This is a genomic window from Macrococcus epidermidis (assembly GCF_003259695.1).
In the GTDB taxonomy this organism is placed as follows: domain Bacteria; phylum Bacillota; class Bacilli; order Staphylococcales; family Staphylococcaceae; genus Macrococcoides; species Macrococcoides epidermidis.
Genome location: NZ_PZJH01000001.1, coordinates 1,005,073 through 1,025,806, shown reverse-complemented (window position 1 = coordinate 1,025,806; position 20,734 = coordinate 1,005,073). Strand labels below are relative to the sequence as shown.

General features: G+C 32.9%; 25 protein-coding genes. 19 read left to right on the top strand and 6 right to left on the bottom strand.

Features of this window, described 5'->3' with window-relative positions; translation table 11 throughout:
- Positions 1-7: 7 nt before the first annotated feature.
- Positions 8-976, bottom strand: a complete 969-nt coding sequence (locus BHU61_RS05400; RefSeq protein ID WP_111715198.1) for a 4-hydroxy-3-methylbut-2-enyl diphosphate reductase — start codon at positions 974-976, stop codon at positions 8-10.
- A 146-nt stretch (positions 977-1,122) separates the two neighbouring features.
- Between BHU61_RS05400 and BHU61_RS05395 the strand changes: the two genes are divergently transcribed.
- The 5 genes from BHU61_RS05395 (at position 1,123) to BHU61_RS05375 (ending at position 5,434) form a co-directional block, all read left to right on the top strand.
- Entirely contained in the window at positions 1,123-2,451 is a 1,329-nt protein-coding gene (locus BHU61_RS05395) for a DEAD/DEAH box helicase (protein ID WP_111715197.1), read from the top strand.
- A 9-nt stretch (positions 2,452-2,460) separates the two neighbouring features.
- Positions 2,461-3,357: a deoxyribonuclease IV gene (locus BHU61_RS05390; RefSeq protein WP_111715195.1), complete on the top strand. Its 897-nt coding sequence runs from the start codon at positions 2,461-2,463 to the stop codon at positions 3,355-3,357.
- A gap of 64 nt (positions 3,358-3,421) precedes the next feature.
- Positions 3,422-4,189 (top strand): metal ABC transporter ATP-binding protein, encoded by a 768-nt coding sequence (locus tag BHU61_RS05385; protein ID WP_111715193.1) that lies wholly within the window; start codon positions 3,422-3,424, stop codon positions 4,187-4,189.
- A complete protein-coding gene (locus BHU61_RS05380) occupies positions 4,186-5,037 on the top strand; it encodes a metal ABC transporter permease (RefSeq protein WP_111715192.1) in 852 nt (283 codons plus the stop codon). The genes BHU61_RS05385 and BHU61_RS05380 overlap by 4 nt, the downstream gene beginning before the upstream one ends.
- On the top strand, positions 5,027-5,434 hold the full coding sequence (locus BHU61_RS05375) for a Fur family transcriptional regulator (protein ID WP_096076344.1): 408 nt from the start codon (positions 5,027-5,029) through the stop codon (positions 5,432-5,434). Before BHU61_RS05380 ends, BHU61_RS05375 begins: the two co-directional genes overlap by 11 nt.
- Before the next feature lie 16 nt (positions 5,435-5,450).
- Here the strand turns inward: BHU61_RS05375 and BHU61_RS05370 are convergent, their stop codons facing one another.
- The 3 genes from BHU61_RS05370 to BHU61_RS05360 form a co-directional block, all read right to left on the bottom strand.
- Positions 5,451-6,041 carry an LNS2 domain-containing protein gene (locus BHU61_RS05370; protein WP_111715190.1) on the bottom strand — a complete coding sequence of 197 codons (591 nt, stop codon included), beginning with the start codon at positions 6,039-6,041 and terminating at the stop codon, positions 5,451-5,453.
- The gene (gene ispG / locus BHU61_RS05365; RefSeq protein WP_199798213.1) at positions 6,034-7,149 is read right to left on the bottom strand and encodes a flavodoxin-dependent (E)-4-hydroxy-3-methylbut-2-enyl-diphosphate synthase; all 1,116 of its coding nucleotides are present in this window, start codon (positions 7,147-7,149) and stop codon (positions 6,034-6,036) included. The genes BHU61_RS05370 and ispG overlap by 8 nt, the downstream gene beginning before the upstream one ends.
- Before the next feature lie 96 nt (positions 7,150-7,245).
- A complete protein-coding gene (locus BHU61_RS05360) occupies positions 7,246-7,980 on the bottom strand; it encodes a DUF1189 family protein (RefSeq protein ID WP_111715188.1) in 735 nt (244 codons plus the stop codon).
- A gap of 157 nt (positions 7,981-8,137) precedes the next feature.
- On the opposite strand from BHU61_RS05360, the gene BHU61_RS05355 reads away from it, so the two are divergent.
- From BHU61_RS05355 to BHU61_RS05295, 13 genes are all read left to right on the top strand, one after another.
- Entirely contained in the window at positions 8,138-8,737 is a 600-nt protein-coding gene (locus BHU61_RS05355) for a superoxide dismutase (RefSeq protein WP_111715187.1), read from the top strand.
- Positions 8,738-8,926: 189 nt separating this feature from the next.
- Positions 8,927-11,005 (top strand): peptidoglycan D,D-transpeptidase FtsI family protein, encoded by a 2,079-nt coding sequence (locus BHU61_RS05350; RefSeq protein WP_242444227.1) that lies wholly within the window; start codon positions 8,927-8,929, stop codon positions 11,003-11,005.
- Positions 11,006-11,196: 191 nt separating this feature from the next.
- Positions 11,197-12,168, top strand: coding sequence for a PstS family phosphate ABC transporter substrate-binding protein (locus tag BHU61_RS05345; RefSeq protein ID WP_111715183.1), 972 nt, complete (start codon positions 11,197-11,199; stop codon positions 12,166-12,168).
- An 84-nt stretch (positions 12,169-12,252) separates the two neighbouring features.
- The gene (gene pstC / locus BHU61_RS05340; protein WP_111715182.1) at positions 12,253-13,185 is read left to right on the top strand and encodes a phosphate ABC transporter permease subunit PstC; all 933 of its coding nucleotides are present in this window, start codon (positions 12,253-12,255) and stop codon (positions 13,183-13,185) included.
- A 1-nt stretch (position 13,186) separates the two neighbouring features.
- Complete coding sequence (pstA, locus tag BHU61_RS05335) at positions 13,187-14,080, top strand: phosphate ABC transporter permease PstA (RefSeq protein WP_111715180.1); 894 nt, start codon at positions 13,187-13,189, stop codon at positions 14,078-14,080.
- A 25-nt stretch (positions 14,081-14,105) separates the two neighbouring features.
- Positions 14,106-15,005 (top strand): phosphate ABC transporter ATP-binding protein PstB, encoded by a 900-nt coding sequence (pstB, locus tag BHU61_RS05330; RefSeq protein WP_239242764.1) that lies wholly within the window; start codon positions 14,106-14,108, stop codon positions 15,003-15,005.
- Positions 14,998-15,636, top strand: coding sequence for a phosphate signaling complex protein PhoU (gene phoU / locus BHU61_RS05325; RefSeq protein WP_111715179.1), 639 nt, complete (start codon positions 14,998-15,000; stop codon positions 15,634-15,636). The genes pstB and phoU overlap by 8 nt, the downstream gene beginning before the upstream one ends.
- Positions 15,637-15,724: 88 nt before the next feature.
- Positions 15,725-15,874 carry a 50S ribosomal protein L33 gene (gene rpmG, locus BHU61_RS05320; protein ID WP_096076353.1) on the top strand — a complete coding sequence of 50 codons (150 nt, stop codon included), beginning with the start codon at positions 15,725-15,727 and terminating at the stop codon, positions 15,872-15,874.
- Between the two features lie 89 nt (positions 15,875-15,963).
- Positions 15,964-16,530 (top strand): 5-formyltetrahydrofolate cyclo-ligase, encoded by a 567-nt coding sequence (locus tag BHU61_RS05315; RefSeq protein WP_111715177.1) that lies wholly within the window; start codon positions 15,964-15,966, stop codon positions 16,528-16,530.
- Positions 16,527-17,951, top strand: a complete 1,425-nt coding sequence (locus BHU61_RS05310) for a rhomboid family protein (RefSeq protein ID WP_111715175.1) — start codon at positions 16,527-16,529, stop codon at positions 17,949-17,951. The genes BHU61_RS05315 and BHU61_RS05310 overlap by 4 nt, the downstream gene beginning before the upstream one ends.
- A 4-nt stretch (positions 17,952-17,955) precedes the next feature.
- Complete coding sequence (locus BHU61_RS05305) at positions 17,956-18,147, top strand: YqgQ family protein (RefSeq protein WP_111715173.1); 192 nt, start codon at positions 17,956-17,958, stop codon at positions 18,145-18,147.
- A complete protein-coding gene (locus tag BHU61_RS05300; protein WP_111715172.1) occupies positions 18,144-19,115 on the top strand; it encodes an ROK family glucokinase in 972 nt (323 codons plus the stop codon). Before BHU61_RS05305 ends, BHU61_RS05300 begins: the two co-directional genes overlap by 4 nt.
- Entirely contained in the window at positions 19,115-19,426 is a 312-nt protein-coding gene (locus tag BHU61_RS05295) for an MTH1187 family thiamine-binding protein (protein ID WP_111715170.1), read from the top strand. The genes BHU61_RS05300 and BHU61_RS05295 overlap by 1 nt, the downstream gene beginning before the upstream one ends.
- Positions 19,427-19,462: 36 nt before the next feature.
- On the opposite strand, the gene BHU61_RS05290 is transcribed toward BHU61_RS05295, so the two are convergent.
- Positions 19,463-19,702, bottom strand: coding sequence for a DUF2759 family protein (locus BHU61_RS05290; protein WP_111715169.1), 240 nt, complete (start codon positions 19,700-19,702; stop codon positions 19,463-19,465).
- A 92-nt stretch (positions 19,703-19,794) separates the two neighbouring features.
- Here BHU61_RS05290 and BHU61_RS05285 point away from each other — a divergent pair, with 92 nt between their 5' ends.
- Complete coding sequence (locus tag BHU61_RS05285; RefSeq protein ID WP_111715167.1) at positions 19,795-20,424, top strand: MBL fold metallo-hydrolase; 630 nt, start codon at positions 19,795-19,797, stop codon at positions 20,422-20,424.
- A gap of 27 nt (positions 20,425-20,451) precedes the next feature.
- Here BHU61_RS05285 and BHU61_RS05280 read toward each other — a convergent pair whose 3' ends face one another.
- On the bottom strand, positions 20,452-20,700 hold the full coding sequence (locus tag BHU61_RS05280; RefSeq protein WP_099578437.1) for a DUF2626 domain-containing protein: 249 nt from the start codon (positions 20,698-20,700) through the stop codon (positions 20,452-20,454).
- Positions 20,701-20,734: the final 34 nt, after the last annotated feature.

The window sequence follows — 20,734 nt, the reverse complement described above, 5'->3', positions numbered from 1 at the left end:
CGTTTTATTAATCTAAAATTTTTACAGGTGTTGCATTTTTAATTTTAGGTAAGATTTTTTCTGTTGGTACACCTGACTTTTCTGGTATCGGCTGAATATTTAATGGATCGTAAGATTTAATATAATCGATGACCTCTTTTACGATTGGTGTTGGTGTTGAAGCCCCTGCAGTTACAGCGATCGTTGACTTACCCTGAAGCCATTCAAGTTTTAGTTCGCTAATGTCAGAAATTCGGTAAGCTTCTGTATGAGCGATTTCTTTAGATACTTGTGCTAAACGGTTAGAGTTGTTGCTTTTTGGGTCACCAACCACGATTAATACGTCTGCTTGTCCTGCTTGATTTGCAACTGCTTCCTGGCGTACTTGTGTCGCTAAACAGATTTCTTTATGCACTTCGATATGTGGATATTTTTTTTGTAGTTCGTCCATAAGATGTTTTACATCCCATTGACTCATTGTTGTTTGATTTGTAACGATAAGTTTATTGTTTTTTAAATCTTCATCAAGGTTGTCGATATCGTTGATATTTTCCACAAGATGTACGATTTCCGGAGCGACACCAACAGCGCCTTCAGGTTCCGGATGTCCTTTTTTACCGATATAGATGACATGATAACCTTCTGCTTTTTTCTTACGAATCAATGTATGTGTGTTTTCTACATCCGGACAAGTTGCATCAATACAAACAAGTCCCTTTTCTTTAGCACGGCGTTTTACTTCAGGACTTACACCATGTGCGGTAAATATAACTGTACCTTCACTGATTTTCTCTAATATTTCTAATCGGTTTGGTCCATCGAGTGTAATGATACCATCGCTTTCGAAAGCATCAGTTACATGTTTATTATGCACGATCATACCTAAAATATATATTGGACGTGGCAATGATTTATCAAGTGAAGCATTGCGTGCAATCACCATGGCATCAACGACACCGTAACAATATCCACGAGGTGTTATTTTAATAATTTCCATCGCATTTTCCTCCTATTAATCTGCTTAATAAATAGTATAACAAACTTTTAAAGATGATTAGAATATTTTAATTTTAACAATGATTGCTTTCTTTTTCGTATTCTTTCCTATATAATACATGAGATGAACATAAAAGGAGGATTATGATGGACAAACACCCATTTGAGTTATTTGAACTTGCACCATATTTAGTAGAAGCGGTGGAAGATTTAAATTTCAACCAGCCAACAGAAATCCAGAGAAGAGTTATTCCTAAATTAAAAAAAGAAACACACTTAATTGGACAATCACAAACTGGTACAGGAAAATCGCATGCATTTTTACTACCGTTAATTAATAAAATTGATAAAGAGGTACAGCATCCTCAAATTATTATTCTTGCACCTACAAGAGAGCTTGCAAAGCAGTTATATGATGCAGCAGAGCATTTAATTTCATTTACAGATGGTATAAAAGCAGGGCTTTATATTGGAGGTACTGATAAGAATAAAGATATTCAAAAATCAAAAGTACAGCCACAAATTGTTATCGGGACACCAAATCGAATAAAAGATTTAGCAGAAGAAAATGTGTTACATATTCATTTAGCGAGAGCTGTCGTTATTGATGAAGCCGACTTAATGATTGACTTAGGATTCTTGCCGACAGTTGATAAGATTGCTGCAAATGTATCGCGTGAAGCACAAATTGCTGTATTTTCTGCTACGATACCTAAAGCTTTACATCCATTTTTAAATAAATACTTATCTAAGCCGGAATTTATTGAGATTGAACCTGACGCAAAGACAAATAAAAATATTACTTTTTATCTTGTACCTACGAAAAGTAACGATCGTAAAGAACAGTTAACTAAAATAATGTCTACGATTAATCCTTATCTCGCAATTATTTTTGCGAATAGTCGTGAACGTGCGGATGAAGTAGCTGAATATTTACAAGATCAGGGGTTAAAAGTAGGTGTGATTCATGGCGGTCTTGCACCACGTGAACGTACACAGCAAATGAAACGTGTGAAAAATCTTGAATATCAATATGTCGTTGCGAGTGATCTTGCAAGTCGTGGTATTGATATTGATGGTGTTAGTCATGTTATCAATTATGATATTCCACGTGATATTGCTTTCTTTACGCACCGTGTAGGGCGAACAGGTCGAGGAAACTATACTGGTGTAGCAATAACGATTTATACACCAGATGAAGAAGATTTAATCAATCAGATTGAGAAACGTGGTTTCTCATTCATTCATAGCGATGTTAAAAATGGTGAATTAGTCGAAATTAAAGATAGAACTGAGCGCCAATCACGTAAGAAAAAAGAAGATAATATCGAACAGAACTTAAAACATAAACTAAAAGGTAAGAAAAAAGTGAAACCGGGGTATAAGAAGAAATTCCGTTTTGAATTAGATAAGTTAAAACGTAATGAGAAAAAAGCCCATTCTAAACGTACGAATAGAGAGAATAAAAAAAGGTAGGGATTTAACATGCTAATTGGATCTCATGTATCAATGAGCGGTAAAAAAATGTTGCTTGCTGCAGCAGAAGAAGCAGCGAGCTACAATGCTTCCACATTTATGATATATACAGGAGCACCTCAAAACACACGTCGTAAACTGATAGAAGATTTGAACATAGATGCAGGTCTTGCATTTATGAAAGAAAATAATTTATCGAATATTGTTGTGCATGCACCTTATATCATCAATATCGCTAACACAGTAAAACCTGAAGTGTTTGAACTGGGTGTTGAGTTTCTTCAAAAAGAGATTGAACGTACAGAAGCAATTGGCGCAAAAGATATTGTGCTTCATCCTGGCGCTCATGTTGGTGCTGGTGAAGATGCGGGTATCAAGAAAATTATTGAAGGGTTAAATGAAGTTTTATCTAACAATAATGATGTTCGTATTGCATTAGAAACGATGGCAGGTAAAGGTTCTGAATGTGGCAAATCATTTGAAGAACTTGCTGAAATTATTTCAGGTGTAAAGAATAATGCCCGACTATCAGTTTGTTTTGATACATGTCACACACATGATGCGGGTTATGATATTGTCAATGATTTTGATGGTGTGCTGGAAGAATTTGATAAAATTATCGGTATTGATAGAATTAAAGTTGTACATGTAAATGACTCAAAAAATGTACAGGGTGCGCGAAAAGATCGTCATGAAAATTTTGGATTTGGCAACATCGGTTTTGATGCATTATCAAAAATTGTTTATCATGAAGTCTTTAAAGATGTACCTAAGATTTTAGAAACACCATACGTTCAAGTTGGCGATGATAAAAAAAATAAAAAGCCACCGTATAAATTTGAAATTGAAATGATTAAAAATAATCAGTTTGATTCTGATTTACTAGAAAAAATTATGCATCAATAAAATTTAAAACAGGGATTAATCTTTGATTAATGCTTGTTTTTTATCTCAAAAAGGACTGAAGCGATTGGAGCCAATATTTGAAATTCGAAATGTATCGTATCGATATCCAGATAAAGTAGCATTATCAGATATTAACATCAGTATCTATCCGGGAGATTTTCTGGCGATTGTAGGACCGAATGGTTCAGGTAAGTCAACATTGTTAAAATTAATCCTGGGTATATTAAGGGTACAATCAGGCAGCATTTATATGAACGGAAAGAATATGAAATCACAAAAAAAACTTACGGGTATCGGTTATGTTTCTCAGAAAGCAAACGCGAGCAGTGGTGGTTTCCCGGCTACGGTATTTGAAGTTGTAAGAAGTGGTTTAATTCAGATTAAACCGTTATTTAAAAAATTTAATAAACTGGATGAACAAAAAGTTGAAGCGATGCTGGAACGATTAAATATCACGCATTTAAAAGATAAAAATATATCTCAGCTTTCTGGTGGTCAACAGCAACGTGTATTTATCGCACGTGCACTCATATCAAATCCTTCTGTATTAGTACTCGATGAACCGACTGTTGGTATTGATGCAAAACATGTAGCACAGTTCTATGAATTACTTGCGCAACTTAAAGCTGAAGGTATCACAATTCTACTAGTAACGCATGATATTGGCGTAGTCGTTGATACAGCCACACAAGTTGCCTGTCTCAACCAGCATCTGCATTTCCACGGGACAACACATCAATTTAAGTCATTAGATGAAGTTGAAATCTCTAAAATTTATGGTCATCCTGTACAGTTTGTTGACCATAATCATAGTAGGGAGTGTTGTCAATGAGCTTAATAGAAGCGTTGTGGGAATTTGATTTTATTCGCTATTCATTTCTAAGTGGGATGCTAATAGGTATTCTTGCCCCATTAATCGGTACATTTATTGTAGTACGTCGTCTTTCATTAATTGCAGATGCATTAAGTCACGTTACACTCGGTGGTATTGCATTTGGCATGCTTTTATCAAAATTGATTGCCGTTACTATTAATCCGGTTTGGACCGGGATATTATTCTCAATCACAGGCTCTCTTTTAATTGAGAAACTTCGTTCTTTATATAAACATTACCAGGAGTTAGCAATACCGATAATCATGAGTTTTGGAATTGGATTGAGTGTTATCTTCATTTCATTTGCGGATGGATTTAATCAGGACCTATTTGGTTATTTATTCGGAAGTATCAGTGCAGTAACTTTAAATGATGTATTTATTATTTTAGCAATTTTTGTTTTAGTGCTTGTATTTATCTTTGTATTATATAAAGAGTTGTTTATTCTATCTTTTGATGAGGAATATGCTGCAATAATCGGTGTACCGAAGCACGTACATATTTTATTTATGCTAATGGTGGCGCTTGTAATTTCTGCATCGATGCGTGTCGTTGGAATTCTATTAGTGAGTAGTTTAATCACCCTGCCTGTAGCAAGTGCCATGCGTTTTGCAAAAGGCTATAAGCAACTGATGCTGTGGAGTGTTGTGATAGGTGAATGTTCAGTCTTAATCGGACTAATTATTGCGTTTTATCTAGATATATCTCCAGGTGGAGTAATTGTAATGCTGCTTGTATTAGTGTTGCTTTTTGCCCTTTCTATCAGTAATATGAAAGAAAAAGGAGGTATTTCAAATGAATACTGATGATGCGATTAAAGTTTTAAAAGACAATGGACATAAATATACGGACAAACGTCGTGATATGATAAGTATGTTACATGATACAAGTAAATACCTTAATGCAAAACAAATGCAGGAAGAACTAAATGAGAAATATCCGGGCATTTCATTTGATACAATATATAGAAATTTAAATTTATTTGATGAATTAAATATTATCGAAGTGACAGAACTTGATGGTGAAAAGAAATTTAGACTATCATGTACGACACATCATCATCACCATTTTATATGTGAAAAATGTGGTGAAACACGTGTCGTTGAATTTTGTCCAATTGCAACATTTGAAGCGGAACTTGATAATGTTGAAATCCATAGTCATAAAATTGAACTATATGGATTATGTGAACGTTGTAAATAAGAAAAGGAGAAAACAGTTAACTGTCTTCTCCTTTTCTTATTGGAAATTGTTTTTTTATTAATGTATCTAATTCCAGCCAGGATTTTACCCGTGTAACGCCAGCTGGTAATTCACTTTGATTATAAGGTGTATCAAATAAATACACTGGAATGTTTAATGCGTTGTGAATTTCAATCGCATTATCAAGTTTATCCTCAAAAAATGCATCAACATTAAGACGTCTTGCTGTTTCTATCTTTTCATGTGAACCTGTAAGTTCAATGTGATGATAGGGCACATTGTGTGTTTTAAACCAGTCAATTGTTAATTCTTGTAAGTAAGAATGTCTTGCACTGATAAAGATCAGTTGATAATAATTGGCCCAATTCGATAAAACCTGGTCTGCATCATTATGAACTGGAGAATATTTATATATTTCATGTTCATTATCTTTAAACCATTGATAAATTTCTGATTCAGGAATATTTAGTACATTAGATAAGTCATATTCAGTAATATCTTCATATTTAAAATCTTTATTAAAAGATCTTTGAAGATAAGGTACTAAAGCAGTAGGGCATGTTACAGTACCATCAATATCTATACCCATACGAAACTTTTTATTCATTTACTGCCTGCTCTTGATTTAATTTTTCTTCAGCTTGCTTTTTAAAGTATTCCTCAGCTAATTTATCAATTTCAATCTTCAATTCTTCTACCATCGTTTCCTCTGGAACTTTTCTGACTGTTTTACCTTTCATAAATAACAAGCCTTCACCACGTGCACCGGCAATACCGATATCTGCTTCACGTGCTTCACCGGGACCATTAACCGCACAACCCAATACAGCAACTTTTAACGGTGCTTTAATCGTTGAGATGTATTCTTCTACTTCATTTGCAATAGAAATGAGATCTATTTCAATACGTCCACAAGTAGGACAAGATATTAATGTAGCTGCATTGCTTGCTAATCCAAATGATTTTAATAATTCTCTAGCTACTTTAACTTCTTCGACAGGATCCGCTGATAAAGAGATACGAAGTGTATTTCCGATACCTAAACTCATGATTGCACCAAGTCCTGCTGCAGATTTAACTGTTCCTGCAAATAATGTACCACTTTCAGTAATACCTAAATGTAGTGGATAATCAAAAGCTTGCGCAGCTTTTGTGTAAGCCTCTATTGCTAAGTTAACGTCACTTGCTTTCATCGATACGATGATATCATGGAAATCCAGGTCTTCTAAAATTTTGATATGATGTAATGCACTTTCAACCATACCATCTGCAGTTGGATAACCGTATTTTTTTATGATATGTTTTTCAAGCGATCCAGCATTAACACCAATACGGATGGGTATACCTTTTGCTTTACATGCTTTTACTACTTCCTCTACCTTTTCACGACGCCCGATATTACCTGGATTGATACGAATTTTATCAGCGCCACCTTCGATAGCAAGTAATGCTAATTTATAATCAAAATGAATATCCACAACAAGTGGGATATTAATTTGTTTTTTAATTTCTGCAATTGCCAGTGCATCTTCTTCTTTTGGGCAAGCTACACGTACAATTTGGCAACCTGCTTCTTCAAGACGCTTAATTTCTGCAACTGTCGCTTCAACGTCATGTGTTTTCGTTGTCGTCATACTTTGTATGATAAGCTCATCACTTCCACCGATTGTAAGATCTCCAACCTTCACTGGACGTGTATTTCTTCTATGTGTGATTTCAGGCATTTATAAAACTCCTTTAATTTTAAGTATGAATAATGTCATAACATATTTATTATATAGAATAATAACATTAAATTGTATTGTTTTGTTTTAAGATTCAAACTTTACTTTTTTACGAGGTAAATTATGAACAGTTACTAATATGAGGACTGCGAGCACTGTCCATGAGCACATGATGAAAAACATATTGTATTTTATATTCAATAACCCTAAAAATAAAATAATTGAAGGTAGTGTTAATAAAAATGTTGTTATTTTAAGCCAGTTCATAAATCGGGACTTTCTTTTAAATAGTACTGAGACAACGTGTGCAACTGTACTGATAAATATAATTTTTATGACAGTAGTGATAAATTGAATGAAAATCAGAAAACCGATAATAATCGACAGATAAAAGTAACTAGAAGTAGTATACGTTTTTAAAAAAGTAATAAAACTCGTTTTATCATTAAACATCGGCAAATTTAAATACGACAAGAAGGTAGATTCATCTACTTGTATACCGTATTTCTGAAACGACATGACATGATTTTCCGGTGATTGTTTTTTATTTGAAAATAAAATTTTATAAGGTGGAACATCGATTGTTTTTTCTTCTTTCAAGACAAGTATGTTATCTTTAATTTTAAAGTCAGGTATTTCATGCTGTTTATTTTCCACCATCTGATTTGCAACATTAATAGCATTGTAATAATGAATACTATTAGGAATTGAGAAAAGAAATGCAATGATAAATATATGTAAAAAAATATATCTGAGCTTTACCGTTCTGAACAAAGGATATTGTTTAGGCTTCATTAACCTTTTCAAGTGCTTAATATACAAATTACTTCCTCCTAGAATGCATTAAATGTTTGGAGATGAGACAACACTATTATTCTATCAAAAATAATCATTTTGATATATAAGCAAAGTAGTTGAGAACGCTATCTTAAGTTGATATGATGAATATGTACTTAAAACTTAAGGAGGATGATTAATTATGGCTTTTGAATTACCACAATTACCATATGCATATGATGCATTAGAACCACACATCGATAAAGAAACTATGGAGATTCACCATACGAAACACCATAATACTTACGTTACTAACTTAAACGCTGCAGTAGAAGGAACAGAATTTGCGGATCTTTCTATCGAAGATTTAATGAAAAGAATTAACGAAGTACCTGCTGATAAGAAAACAGCTGTTGTAAATAATGGTGGTGGACACTATAATCACTCTTTATTCTGGACTTTACTTGCACCAGGTAAAGAAGCTACTGGTGAAGTAGTTGATGCAATCAACGCTAAATTCGGTTCTTTAGACGCTTTTAAAGAAGAATTCGCTAAAGCTGCAACTACACGTTTTGGTTCTGGTTGGGCTTGGTTAGTAGTAAACAATGGAGAATTAGAAGTAGTTTCTACACCAAACCAAGAGAATCCATTAATGGAAGGTAAAACACCGATCTTAGGTTTAGATGTATGGGAACATGCTTATTACCTAAACTATCAAAATAAACGTCCTGACTATATTGCAGCATTCTGGAATGTAGTAAACTGGGAAAAAGTAAACGAATTATATTTAGCTGCTAAATAGTTGTTAATCGTAATTCGTAAAAATAAAGAGACATTTCATCTGAAATGTCTCTTTATTTGTGTTTTTATATCAAAAATATAGAAAATATGTGTTAATTCATATATTATTAAAAGATAAATGGTTAGTGATGGGGGATTTCCTTTGAAACGTGTTAAACAAGAATCAAATGAACTTAAACAAAAGCGACTGATGAACCGTAGAATCAGCGTTATCTTTATGGCAATTGTTTCATTATTAATCATCCTTGTTCTTAGATTAGGATACCTTCAGATTGTTAAAGGTGAAACGTATAAAAAAGCAGTGGATAATAATGAAAATATAGAAGTAAATGAATCAGTTCCAAGAGGCAGAATTTATGATCGCAACGGTAAATTGTTGGTTGATAATACTTCAAAGAAAGCTATTACATACACACGTGACCGTATGACAAGTCGCAGTGAAATGCTTGATACTGCAAAGAAATTACATAAATTGATGTCTATGCCTACAGATGCATTGACTTTAAGGGATAAGCAGGATTTCTTTATATTGACGCATAAAGATGAAGTGGATCAGTTGATGAAGAAAGAATTACAATTATTTGATACCGGTGAAATTTCTCAGGATGAATATAATGAAGCGGTATATAAAAAGTTAACAGAAGATAAATTGAAATCAATGTCACAAGATGAATTAGAAATAGCAGCTATTTTTCGCGAAATGAGCAGTGGTAGTCAGTTAAGTCCTCAAATTATTAGAAACGAAAACGTGTCAGAAAAAGAATATGCACTAGTTTCTCAGAATTTAAGTGAATTACCTGGTGTGAATACAACAATGGATTGGGATAGAAAATATCTTTATGGTAAGACATTACGTACAATGTTTGGAAATGTTTCATCAAAAGAAGAAGGATTACCTAAAGAATTAGTAGACTATTATTTATCTAAAGGATATTCGCGTAATGATAGAGTAGGACAAAGTTATCTCGAATTTCAATATGAAAATGTGTTACGAGGTAAAAAGAAGAAGATGCGTTATTTAACAGATAAATCAGGGAAAATCATCAATTCAGAAGTGATTTCTGAAGGATCTAGAGGAAATGATCTGGTTTTATCTATTGATATAGATCTACAACTTCAAGTTGAAAAATTAGTAGATAAGCATATTCAAATTTTACGCTCTATGAATGCCAAATCGATGGATAAAGTTTTAGTAGTCGTACAAGATCCTAACAATGGTGATATTCTTGCATTAGCTGGAAGACAAATTGATAAGAATGGTAAGATATCAGACTATCATTATGGGACATTTACATCTCAATATGCAGTTGGGTCTACGGTAAAAGGCGCAACATTACTTACTGGATATAGTAATAATGCGATAAATGTTGGAGAGGATATGATTGACCAACCTTTAGTATTTAAAGGTGGCGTAGAAAAACGTTCATATTTTAATCCAGCAGGCAAAATAGAAATCAATGATAAAGAAGCATTAATGCACTCGTCAAACGTATATATGTTTAAGACTGCTTTAAAGATGGCAGGTTTAAATTATTCTAACAATATGTCATTACCTGCGGATATAACAGAAGTAGGATTAAAACTAAGAAAAGGCTTAAATCAGTTTGGATTAGGCGTTAAAACAGGTATTGATTTACCAAATGAAGTAACAGGTCAAACAGGTACACTGAAGAATAATCCTGGTAATTATCTGGATTTAGCGATCGGACAATATGATACATATACGCCTTTACAACTTTCTCAGTATGTTTCAACGATTGCTAATGATGGTTATCGTATACAGCCACACTTAGTTAAAGAAGTTCGTGGAGCTTCAAAGACAGATAAAATAGGACCAATTAAAGAAAGTATTAAAGGAAAAGTATTGAATCGAATAAATAATTCACAAGAAGAAATTGATCAAGTGAAAGATGGGTTCGATATGGCCTTTAATAACGAACTTGGTACAGGCTATAAAAGTTTTGCTAATACGGTAGTAAAAAGTGCTGGGAAAACCGGAACAGCTGAAGTTTTCCAGGATGGTAAATCACGTGTAAATTCTACGTATATCGGCTATGCTCCTATGGACAAACCAAGTATGAGTTTCGCTATTATCTATACAAACCAACCTGTCCCACCACCATGGTTACCTGGCGGAGATTTAGGAAGAGATATTATAAATGAATATTTTAAAGACAAAGCGGGTAAGAAAACTAAAGTGATAGAAACAGGTTCTTCGGGTGTACAAAGTGCGATATCAAATGGTGCTGAGCAGAATAATACACAATAATGTATTCAACGATTATAAATCCTAAAAAAATAAGATTTCTTGAGTAAAAGGCAATGCGACTATGCATTGTCTTTTTTTCTTTACATAAAATTTACATTACATTCATCTTGAATTAACAATCTTACACTATAGTAAGTAGTGTAATAAACAAATACAAATTATTCGTCTATTCAATTAGGAGGACTTTCAAAATGAAAAAATGGCAATTAGTAGGTTCAACAACTGTTTTAGGTACTGCATTATTATTAGGTGCTTGTGGTGGAGCAGCTGACAAGAAAGAAGATAATGCTTCTGAAGATAAAGGTGCTAGTACTGATACAGCAGCTAAAGATATTAAAGGTGAAGTTAAAGGTGACGGTTCTACAACAGTAGCTCCAATCATAGAAAAAATCAATGAAGAATTCAATGCTGAATATCCAGATGTAACTGTATCTGTTGGTACTTCAGGTACTGGTGGTGGTTTTGAGAAATTCATCGCTGGTGAAACTGACTTCTCAAATGCTTCACGTGACATTAAAGACGAAGAGAAAAAAGCTTTAGAAGATAAAAAAATAGAATATACTGAATTCAAAATTGCTACTGACGGTTTAACTGTTGCTGTAAATAAAGATAATGATTTTGTAGATTACTTAACATTTGAAGAATTAGCTAAGATTTACTCTGGAAAAGCTAAAACTTGGAAAGATGTTCGTGCTGACTTCCCAGCTGAAGAAATTAAAGCATTTTCTCCTGACCAATCACATGGTACTTATGACTTCTTTAGTGAAGAAGTATTAGATAAAGGTGAAATCAAAGCAGAGAAAAACGCTGATACTAACGTAATCGTTAAATCAGTACAAGATAATAAAACTGGTATCGGTTTCTTCGGATATAATTTCTTCCAGGAAAACAAAGATAACTTAAAAGCTGTTAAGATTCAAAAAGAAGGTAAAGGCGAAGGTGTTGAAGCGACTGAAGAAACAGTTAAAGATGGTTCTTACCCATTAAGCCGTCCATTATACATCTATGCTAAAAACGATTCAATTAAAGAAAACGCTGCATTCAAAGAATTCTTAAAGTTCACTTTAGAAAAAGCTAAAGATGCTGCTACTGAATCTGGTTATGTTGCTTTAGAAGATAAATTATATGAAGAAGATTTAAAAAAATTAGAAGAAGTTAAATAATTATTAACTTAATAATTATTCAAATATGAAATTTTTCTAAGGGACGAAATTTTTCGTCCCTTTTAAAATGAAGGAGTCTAAACTATGGAAAATAAAATTTCTGTACAAGATTTGATTGCTCAAAACAAGAGTAAAGGATCTTCGAAAAACATCATTGAAAAGATGATTCCAACAATTTTAGCTGTCATTGCTTCAATTTCAATTTTAACGACAATTGGAATCCTGATTACATTATTAACTGAAACAATTACGTTCTTTACCCGTGTTTCATTTGCAGACTTTTTCCTTGAAAAAGAATGGAATGCGTTTGGCCAAGATCCGAAATTTGGTATTATCTCTTTAATTTTAGGAACATTAAAAGTAACATTTATCGCTACAATATTTGCAGTACCTGTTGGTTTAGGTGCAGCATTATATTTAAGTGAATATGCAAGTGACCGTGCGCGAAGAATCATTAAACCTATTTTAGAAATCTTAGCGGGGATTCCAACAATCGTTTATGGATTCTTTGCATTAACATTTGTAACGCCGTTATTACGCGCTGTATGGCCAGACTTAGGAAGTTTTAATGCAATCAGTCCTGGTTTAGTAATTGGTATTATGATTGTACCGATGATTGCTTCATTATCTGAAGATGCGATGAGTGCAGTACCTCAAGCAATTCGTGAAGGAGCTTTAGGTTTAGGATCGACGAAATTAGAAACTGCTATCAAAGTAGTTTTCCCTGCAGCATTATCTGGGATTTTAGCTTCTATCGTATTAGCAGTATCACGTGCTATCGGTGAAACAATGATCGTATCACTTGCTGCTGGTAGTTCACCAGAATTCTCTTTAGATTTCACGAACTCATTACAAACGATGACAGCATTTATCGTTCAGGTTGCGACTGGTGATGCTACTTACGGATCTGATATCTACTACAGTATCTATGCAGTAGGATTTACATTATTCGTATTTACATTAATTATGAACTTCATTTCACAATGGGTTACTAAACGATTCAGAGAGGAGTATTAATATGGAATTAATTAATCATGAAACAGTTGAAAAGAAACTCTCTGGCAGACTGTCAAAAAATAAAATTGTTAAATTTCTTTTCTTCTTATGTACAATGATCGGTTTGGTTGTACTGGCAATTTTATTATTTGATATTATTCGTAAAGGGGCAGGATATTTAACGCCTCAGTTTTTTACAAACTTCTCATCTACAACACCAGAAAAAGCAGGTATTAAAGGTGCTTTGATCGGAACATTATGGTTAATGATGACAATTGCGCCTATCGCAGTAACTTTAGGTGTGGCAACTGCTATTTACATGGAAGAGTATGCAAAAGATAATGCATTTACTAGATTTATTAAAGTTAATATCGCTAACTTAGCATCTGTACCATCGGTTGTATTTGGATTGTTAGGATTAACATTATTTGTACGTGGTGCCGGTATTGAATCACTTTCTCTTGGAAAGTCGGTTTTAGCTGCAGCACTTACAATGTCATTAATGATTTTACCGGTTATAATCGTTTCTAGTCAGGAAGCGATCAGAGCAGTACCTAATGCGATTCGTGAAGCTTCATTAGGATTAGGTGGAACGAAATGGCAGACGATTACAAATGTTGTATTACCAGCTTCAATTCCTGGTATTTTAACGGGTACAATTTTAGCTTTATCTCGTGCCATTGGTGAGACTGCACCATTAGTAGTTATCGGTATTCCAACTATCTTCATGAAAACTCCTGATAGTATTATGGACAGATTCCAGGCTTTACCAATGCAAATCTTTACATGGGCTAAATTACCGAAAGCTGAATTCCAGTTTGTATCTTCAGCTGCGATTATCGTGCTATTAATTATGTTAATTGCTATGAACTCAATTGCTATTTTTATCCGTAATAAATATCAGAAAAAATTCTAGTTTTTAATTTGAGAGGGGTCTTATAATGAATAACAACGTAAAAGTTTCAAATGATGTAAAGAATAATGAAAAAGTTATCGTTACAACTGAAACAGTAAACAATACAGGCAGTGAAAATATAAAAAAAGAACGTAATATCGTAACAGGTCAAACACCAAATCCAACAAATCGTAATATAGTTTATCAAACAAAAAATTTAGATTTATGGTATGGTGATCATCATGCTTTACAAAATATCAATTTAGATATTTTAGAAAATGAAGTAACAGCAATTATCGGACCATCAGGTTGTGGTAAGTCAACTTATATCAAAACTTTAAATCGTATGATTGAATTAATCCCAAGCGTAAGAACTTCTGGAGAAATTCTATACCGTGGAGATAATATTTTTGATAAAAGTTATAAAGTTGAACACTTAAGAACTCGTGTAGGGATGGTTTTCCAAAAGCCTAACCCATTCCCAAAATCTATCTATGATAACATTACTTATGGGCCAAGAATCCATGGGATAACTGATAAAAAAATCTTAGATGAAATCGTTGAAAAATCTCTTCGCGGTGCTGCAATTTGGGATGAAACAAAAGACAGATTAGATAAAAATGCTTATGGTTTATCTGGTGGACAACAACAACGTATTTGTATCGCACGTTGTTTAGCAATTGAGCCAGATGTTATATTAATGGATGAGCCTACATCTGCATTAGATCCAATTTCAACTTTAAAAGTAGAAGAGTTAGTTCAGGAAATTAAAAATCAATATTCAATCATTATCGTTACGCATAACATGCAACAAGCTGCTCGTATTTCAGACAAAACAGCATTCTTCTTAAATGGTTACGTCAACGAGTATGATACAACGGATAAGATCTTCTCTAACCCAGCTGACGAACAAACAGAACGTTATATTTCAGGAAGGTTTGGTTGATATGAGAGAAATATACGAAGAAAGTTTACAACATTTAGAAGAAAGTGTTTTAAAACTTGCCGATGAAGTTTATAGAACTATCGAAAAAAGTATTAATGTATTAAGTGATGATGAAAAATCTGTTGCTAGAGAAATTATTGAACATGATCAGGTTATTAATGCTATGGAAAGTAATATAGACGATCAGATTATCAGTTTAATTACTAAACAACAACCTATTGCTACAGACTTAAGAATGATTTTATCTTCAAGCAAAATATCTTCAGAACTTGAAAGAATGGGAGATAATGCAGCAAATATAGCTAAGATTCGTAAAAGAGTAAAATTTGAAGATGAATATATTTTGATGCGTCTTAAAACAATGGGAAAACTTAGTATGTTAATGCTAGCTGATCTTAAAGAAGCACACAAAAATAATGATGTGAATTTAGTTAAAGAAATTATTGAGCGAGATAATGATATTGATGATTTATATAAAGAAATTATTAATAGTGCATATTTAATCGACAATGATCCATATATTTCTGGACAAGCACATTTAGCTGGTCGTTACCTTGAAAGAATTGGTGATCACATTACTAATATCGCTGAAAGTGTTTATTTCACGATTACTGGTGAAAGATTTAACTAATTCATAAATTAGTACTAGATAATTCATGCGACACATGTTATTATAGAAAAGTCGTATGGATATTTAGAAACGTGAGGAGGGAACAACTATGCGCGTTAATGTTACTTTAGCTTGTACTGAATGTGGTGAAAGAAACTACATCACTAAAAAAAATAAACGTAATAACCCAGAACGTATTGAAATGTCAAAATACTGTGCAAGAGATAATAAAAAAACTTTACACAGAGAAACTAAATAATTTTTGAGCAGACATGAATTTTCATGTCTGTTTTTTTATGTGCGTTCCATTCTTTATGCTATATTGTATAATATAAGTGAGGTGAGAAAATGACAATTAAATCAGATAAAAAAGATTTACGATTAGCGATGCTTGCGCAGTTAAAGCATAACCAAAATAAAACTGAAAAAGAAGATTCGATAATACATACTTTTATTAATGAAGATGTATTTAGAAATGCGAATTCAATTGGTATCACGATGAGTATGAATCATGAATTAGATACGAGATGGTTAATAGAATATGCAGCGGGTCTTGGAAAAAAAGTATATGTTCCATATTGTGACTATAAAACGAAACAGATGCACTTTGTAAGATATACTTCAGAAGAGGACATTGTAAAAGATTCATATGGTATAGATATCATGAACCATCAGCAGGAAGTTGGTACGCAGCCAGAATTACTTGTTGTTCCTGGTGTCATTTTTAATGAAGATGGTTATCGTATTGGATACGGTGGCGGTTATTTTGATAAATTTTTAAGTCATTATACAGGACAAACAGTAAGTTTAATCTTTGAAGTTCAACTTGGTGAAGTGTTAATTGAACCACATGATATTCCTGTTTCAATGCTTATTACTGAGAAAAGAATAATAATTAATGAGGACAATCAATGATAACAGAGAAGTTTATATGGAAAAACATCTATGAATATATAAAATATACTGATTATGATTTTATAACAACTTCAGAGGCATTGGATGATGTATGGCTGTATAGTCGTAGTAAAAAAACATTAAAACGTATCATACTCAGTAAACAGACAGCACAATCAACGATGTTTATGGTTCAGAAAATAATGGATCATCATGAAGAAATTGAGCGTTTAGTAAGTCAATCGGTTGAACATTATGAAATATTGCTTATCGACCAGGAAATCCAAATCAATGAGATGCCTCTAAATATTAAAGTGATATCATGTCCGAATTCTCAGTCAGTAAAACAAACACTAAACACACCTTTTAAAGCGATATCGAATAAAACAAAGCCACAATCTGTATCGTGGTATCAAAATAGAGTAATTAAAAAAAATCCGATAGATACTGCTATGATTAAGTTTACACCGCTTACGTATTTATTGATTTTGATAAATATCATTTGTTTCATTGCAATGAATATTTGGCATATGACGCATAAAGTCGATACGCTCGTTGAAAAAGGTGGATTAACGCATTTTAATTTTGTTCATGGTGATTATTACAGAGTGATATCTTCAATGTTTCTCCATTTTGATTTTCAGCATTTATTGTTTAATATGATGTCACTATTTATTCTCGGCAAAATTATAGAATATTTATATCTAAAAAGACAGTATCTTCTGATATATATTTGTGGTGGTATTATAGGTAATTTAGTTTCTCTGGCATTTGATACGACTTCTATATCTGTTGGAGCAAGTGGAGCTATTTGTGCATTGATGGGTGCAGCAATAGCGTATATCATCTTTAGTGGGAAATTTGATAAAAAATTTATTATGCAAATACTAATAGGTAGTATTATCTATCTCGCAGCAAGTTCTTTATTTGCCAATGTTAATAACTATGCTCATTTTGGTGGTTTATTTGGCGGTTTGTTCATTGCAATGCTAATACATTTATATAATATGAAAAGTCAGTATTTTAAATGGATGAGTGCTGGTTTAGGTATTATAGTAATTTTGTTACTCTTTAATATTTTTTCTGAAAAAGAACACCATATTTATAATGAATTTGCTGCACAGGCCATAGCTGCAGGAAATGATCAGGATGCGAAGGAAATTCTAACTACTACTATTCAAAAAGGTTATGATAATGACGAAACATATGTTTATTTTGGTTTGCTGAAGACAAAACAGGAAAGTTTATCAAACGGTATTGCTGAATGGAAAAAAGGATTGAACAAGTTTCCTGATAGCGATAAATTAAACTATCAGATGGCTTTGGCTATGCGTGCAATGGATGATTATGATAGCGCTAATAAATATTTGAACAAGGCAATTCAACGCAATAGAATATCTTCTTATATAAAACTTCAAAAAGAATTTAAAGAATTCAGGTGAAACAATGCAGTCATTTTACGATGTGCAACAGTTACTTAAACAATTTGGTATTATTATATATTTTAAAGATGAAAAAGATACGATTGAAATGATGAATCAGGAGATAAAATCATTACATGATGCCGGTATTATTACGAATGAACAGTTTGTGCAGGCACGTTTAATATTAAATCAGAGAAAGATGGGAAAAATATGATTATTTTAGCTGCGGATATTGGGGGCACTACTTGTAAGTTAGGTGTTCTTGATGAAACCTTAGAAATACTACATAAATGGGAGATTCCAACCAAAACTGAAAATAATGGCGAAAGTATATTGAAGAACGTATATGACTCTTTTGTAGTTAACGCGAAACATAAAAATTATGATATGAATGATGTTCTTGGTATAGGATTAGGTGTTCCCGGTCCAATTGATTTTAAAACGGGTGTTGTTAATGGTGCGATAAATTTAAACTGGCATGGAAAGATCAATATTAAAGAACAATTTGAAAAGTTAAGTGGATTACCGGTCTATGTTGACAACGACGCTAATGTGGCAACTTTAGGAGAAAAATTTAAAGGTGCTGGACAGAATGAACCTGATGTGATTTGTGTGACACTTGGTACTGGTGTCGGTGGCGGTATAATAAGCAATAATGAACTTGTCCATGGTCACAATGGTTCTGGTGGAGAACTTGGGCATTTTAAAGTTGATTTTAAAGAACGATTCCAATGCAACTGTGGAAAGAAAGGTTGCTTAGAAACAGTTGCGAGTGCGACAGGCGTTGTTAACCTATCTTATCATTACTATGCTGAACTACAATTCCAGACGGTAATTGAAGATGCGATAAAAAATAGAACACTACAGGCTAAAATGGTTTTTGATGCTGCAAAAGCTGGAGATGAATTTGCGACATACGTTATAAAGAAAGTTGCGAGAAATTTAGCATATGCATTGAGTGTATTTAGTGTTGTAACGAATCCTAAATATATCATCATTGGTGGTGGTGTATCTAAAGCTGGTGATTTCTTAATTCAGCATATTGAAGATGTCTATCGTGAAATAACTTTTACGCCTGCAACGCAAGGTACTAAAGTTGTAACAGCGACTTTAGGCAATGATGCTGGAATTATTGGTGCTGCAGGTTTGATCAAACAATATGTGAAAAAGGAGCAAGTATAATGGCAATTATTGATGTTGTAGTAATTCCTTTAGACGGTAAGTCGATCAGTGTGAGTAAGTATATCGCGGAAATTCAAGTAATATTAGAAGATTTAAAGCAGCAGGGTAAAATCGATTATATGTTAACACCAATGAGTACTTTAATAGAAGGAGAATTACACGAATGTCTCATGGCTTTAGAAGCTATACATGAGTCACCTTTTAAGCAGGGATTAGATCGTGTATGTACAAATATTAGAATTGATGACAGAAGAGATAAAAAACGAAAGATGATTGACAAGATAGATGCAGTAAATAAACATCTGAAATAAAAAATAAAACCAGGACAAAATGTCCTGGTCTTATTTTTAGTGATGTAAAATTGGATATCCGTATGTGAAGATTGTTGCTAGTGAAAAGAATCCAAATGATAAAGTAGCTAATAAGCCAAAGATAATGCCTAATACATTTTTAGATTTAACAGCATTAAATAAAGCTTTGATTGATAAGAAAAATACTGCTAACATTAAAAGTGAAAAGATATTTACACCAATATGAATTTTTGTACCAAAGATTTCAAATAATTCGCCTGTGTTAATAAACGGCATAACATAACCCCCATGAAATTACTTTTATTATCATTAATATTGTATAATTAATAAATAACTTTGTCGAGTACATTTTTTAGGAGGAGTAATTTATGGATAAAATAAAATTATCTTTAGGGCAAATACAAACAAACTGCTATATCATACATAATGATTCTGAAATATTGATTTTTGATCCTGGAGATGAACCAGAAAAGATTATCGATGCTGTATTACCACTAAATAAGAAAGTGATCGCTGTTATTCTAACACATACACATTTTGATCATATCGGAGCAGTAGATGCGATTTGTGAGCGATTTAATGTACCGGTCTATGTATCACAAGAAGAGCAATACTGGTTAACGGATACGATTAAAAATGGTTCAGAAAAATTTAAACAGTATGGTCTAGAACCAGTGATTGCAAAGACAAAGCCTTTAATAATGAAACTTGGGAAGCAGACGATTGGTTCGTTTACGTTTGATGTGCGTCATACACCCGGACATTCGCCAGGTAGTCAATCTTTTATTTTTAATAACTTTGCAATAGTTGGCGATACATTATTCAAAGAAAGTATCGGTCGTACTGACTTATACGAGGGTAACACACAACAATTATTAAATAGTATTGATCAGCAGCTCATGACAATTGATGAGCAATTTATTATTTGTCCGGGACATGGTGCATATACCACAGTTCAACATGAGATGGATCGTAATCCGTTTTTAAATGGCTATTAAAAAAAACCTTCCGTAAAGGAAGGTTTTTTATTCGTGATGGCCAAAACTTGGCTCTAATAAGAAAGTTGAATAGTATGTGAAACCTACGAAACATACAACTAAGTATGCTGCAAAAATATACATATACATTCTTTCAGTTAATTTTAAGTAACCTAATAATACAAAAAATCCAGTTTGAGCAACGAAAATGAATGACATCATTGACATACCGCCAACGTAGAACATTACTGCAAATATCGCTGTCCAGAATCCTAAAGTTTTAAAAACTTTATCCATATGGTTATTCCCCCTATATTCAAACTCTTCATAT

Coding starts and splice junctions, on each gene's coding strand:
- BHU61_RS05400 (WP_111715198.1), bottom strand. CDS start 976: ATGGAAATTATTAAAATAACACCTCGTGGATATTGTTACGGTGTCGTT.
- BHU61_RS05395 (WP_111715197.1), top strand. CDS start 1,123: ATGGACAAACACCCATTTGAGTTATTTGAACTTGCACCATATTTAGTA.
- BHU61_RS05390 (WP_111715195.1), top strand. CDS start 2,461: ATGCTAATTGGATCTCATGTATCAATGAGCGGTAAAAAAATGTTGCTT.
- BHU61_RS05380 (WP_111715192.1), top strand. CDS start 4,186: ATGAGCTTAATAGAAGCGTTGTGGGAATTTGATTTTATTCGCTATTCA.
- BHU61_RS05375 (WP_096076344.1), top strand. CDS start 5,027: ATGAATACTGATGATGCGATTAAAGTTTTAAAAGACAATGGACATAAA.
- BHU61_RS05370 (WP_111715190.1), bottom strand. CDS start 6,041: ATGAATAAAAAGTTTCGTATGGGTATAGATATTGATGGTACTGTAACA.
- BHU61_RS05355 (WP_111715187.1), top strand. CDS start 8,138: ATGGCTTTTGAATTACCACAATTACCATATGCATATGATGCATTAGAA.
- BHU61_RS05350 (WP_242444227.1), top strand. CDS start 8,927: ATGAACCGTAGAATCAGCGTTATCTTTATGGCAATTGTTTCATTATTA.
- BHU61_RS05345 (WP_111715183.1), top strand. CDS start 11,197: ATGAAAAAATGGCAATTAGTAGGTTCAACAACTGTTTTAGGTACTGCA.
- pstC (WP_111715182.1), top strand. CDS start 12,253: ATGGAAAATAAAATTTCTGTACAAGATTTGATTGCTCAAAACAAGAGT.
- pstA (WP_111715180.1), top strand. CDS start 13,187: ATGGAATTAATTAATCATGAAACAGTTGAAAAGAAACTCTCTGGCAGA.
- pstB (WP_239242764.1), top strand. CDS start 14,106: ATGAATAACAACGTAAAAGTTTCAAATGATGTAAAGAATAATGAAAAA.
- rpmG (WP_096076353.1), top strand. CDS start 15,725: ATGCGCGTTAATGTTACTTTAGCTTGTACTGAATGTGGTGAAAGAAAC.
- BHU61_RS05315 (WP_111715177.1), top strand. CDS start 15,964: ATGACAATTAAATCAGATAAAAAAGATTTACGATTAGCGATGCTTGCG.
- BHU61_RS05310 (WP_111715175.1), top strand. CDS start 16,527: ATGATAACAGAGAAGTTTATATGGAAAAACATCTATGAATATATAAAA.
- BHU61_RS05305 (WP_111715173.1), top strand. CDS start 17,956: ATGCAGTCATTTTACGATGTGCAACAGTTACTTAAACAATTTGGTATT.
- BHU61_RS05300 (WP_111715172.1), top strand. CDS start 18,144: ATGATTATTTTAGCTGCGGATATTGGGGGCACTACTTGTAAGTTAGGT.
- BHU61_RS05295 (WP_111715170.1), top strand. CDS start 19,115: ATGGCAATTATTGATGTTGTAGTAATTCCTTTAGACGGTAAGTCGATC.
- BHU61_RS05290 (WP_111715169.1), bottom strand. CDS start 19,702: ATGCCGTTTATTAACACAGGCGAATTATTTGAAATCTTTGGTACAAAA.
- BHU61_RS05285 (WP_111715167.1), top strand. CDS start 19,795: ATGGATAAAATAAAATTATCTTTAGGGCAAATACAAACAAACTGCTAT.
- BHU61_RS05280 (WP_099578437.1), bottom strand. CDS start 20,700: ATGGATAAAGTTTTTAAAACTTTAGGATTCTGGACAGCGATATTTGCA.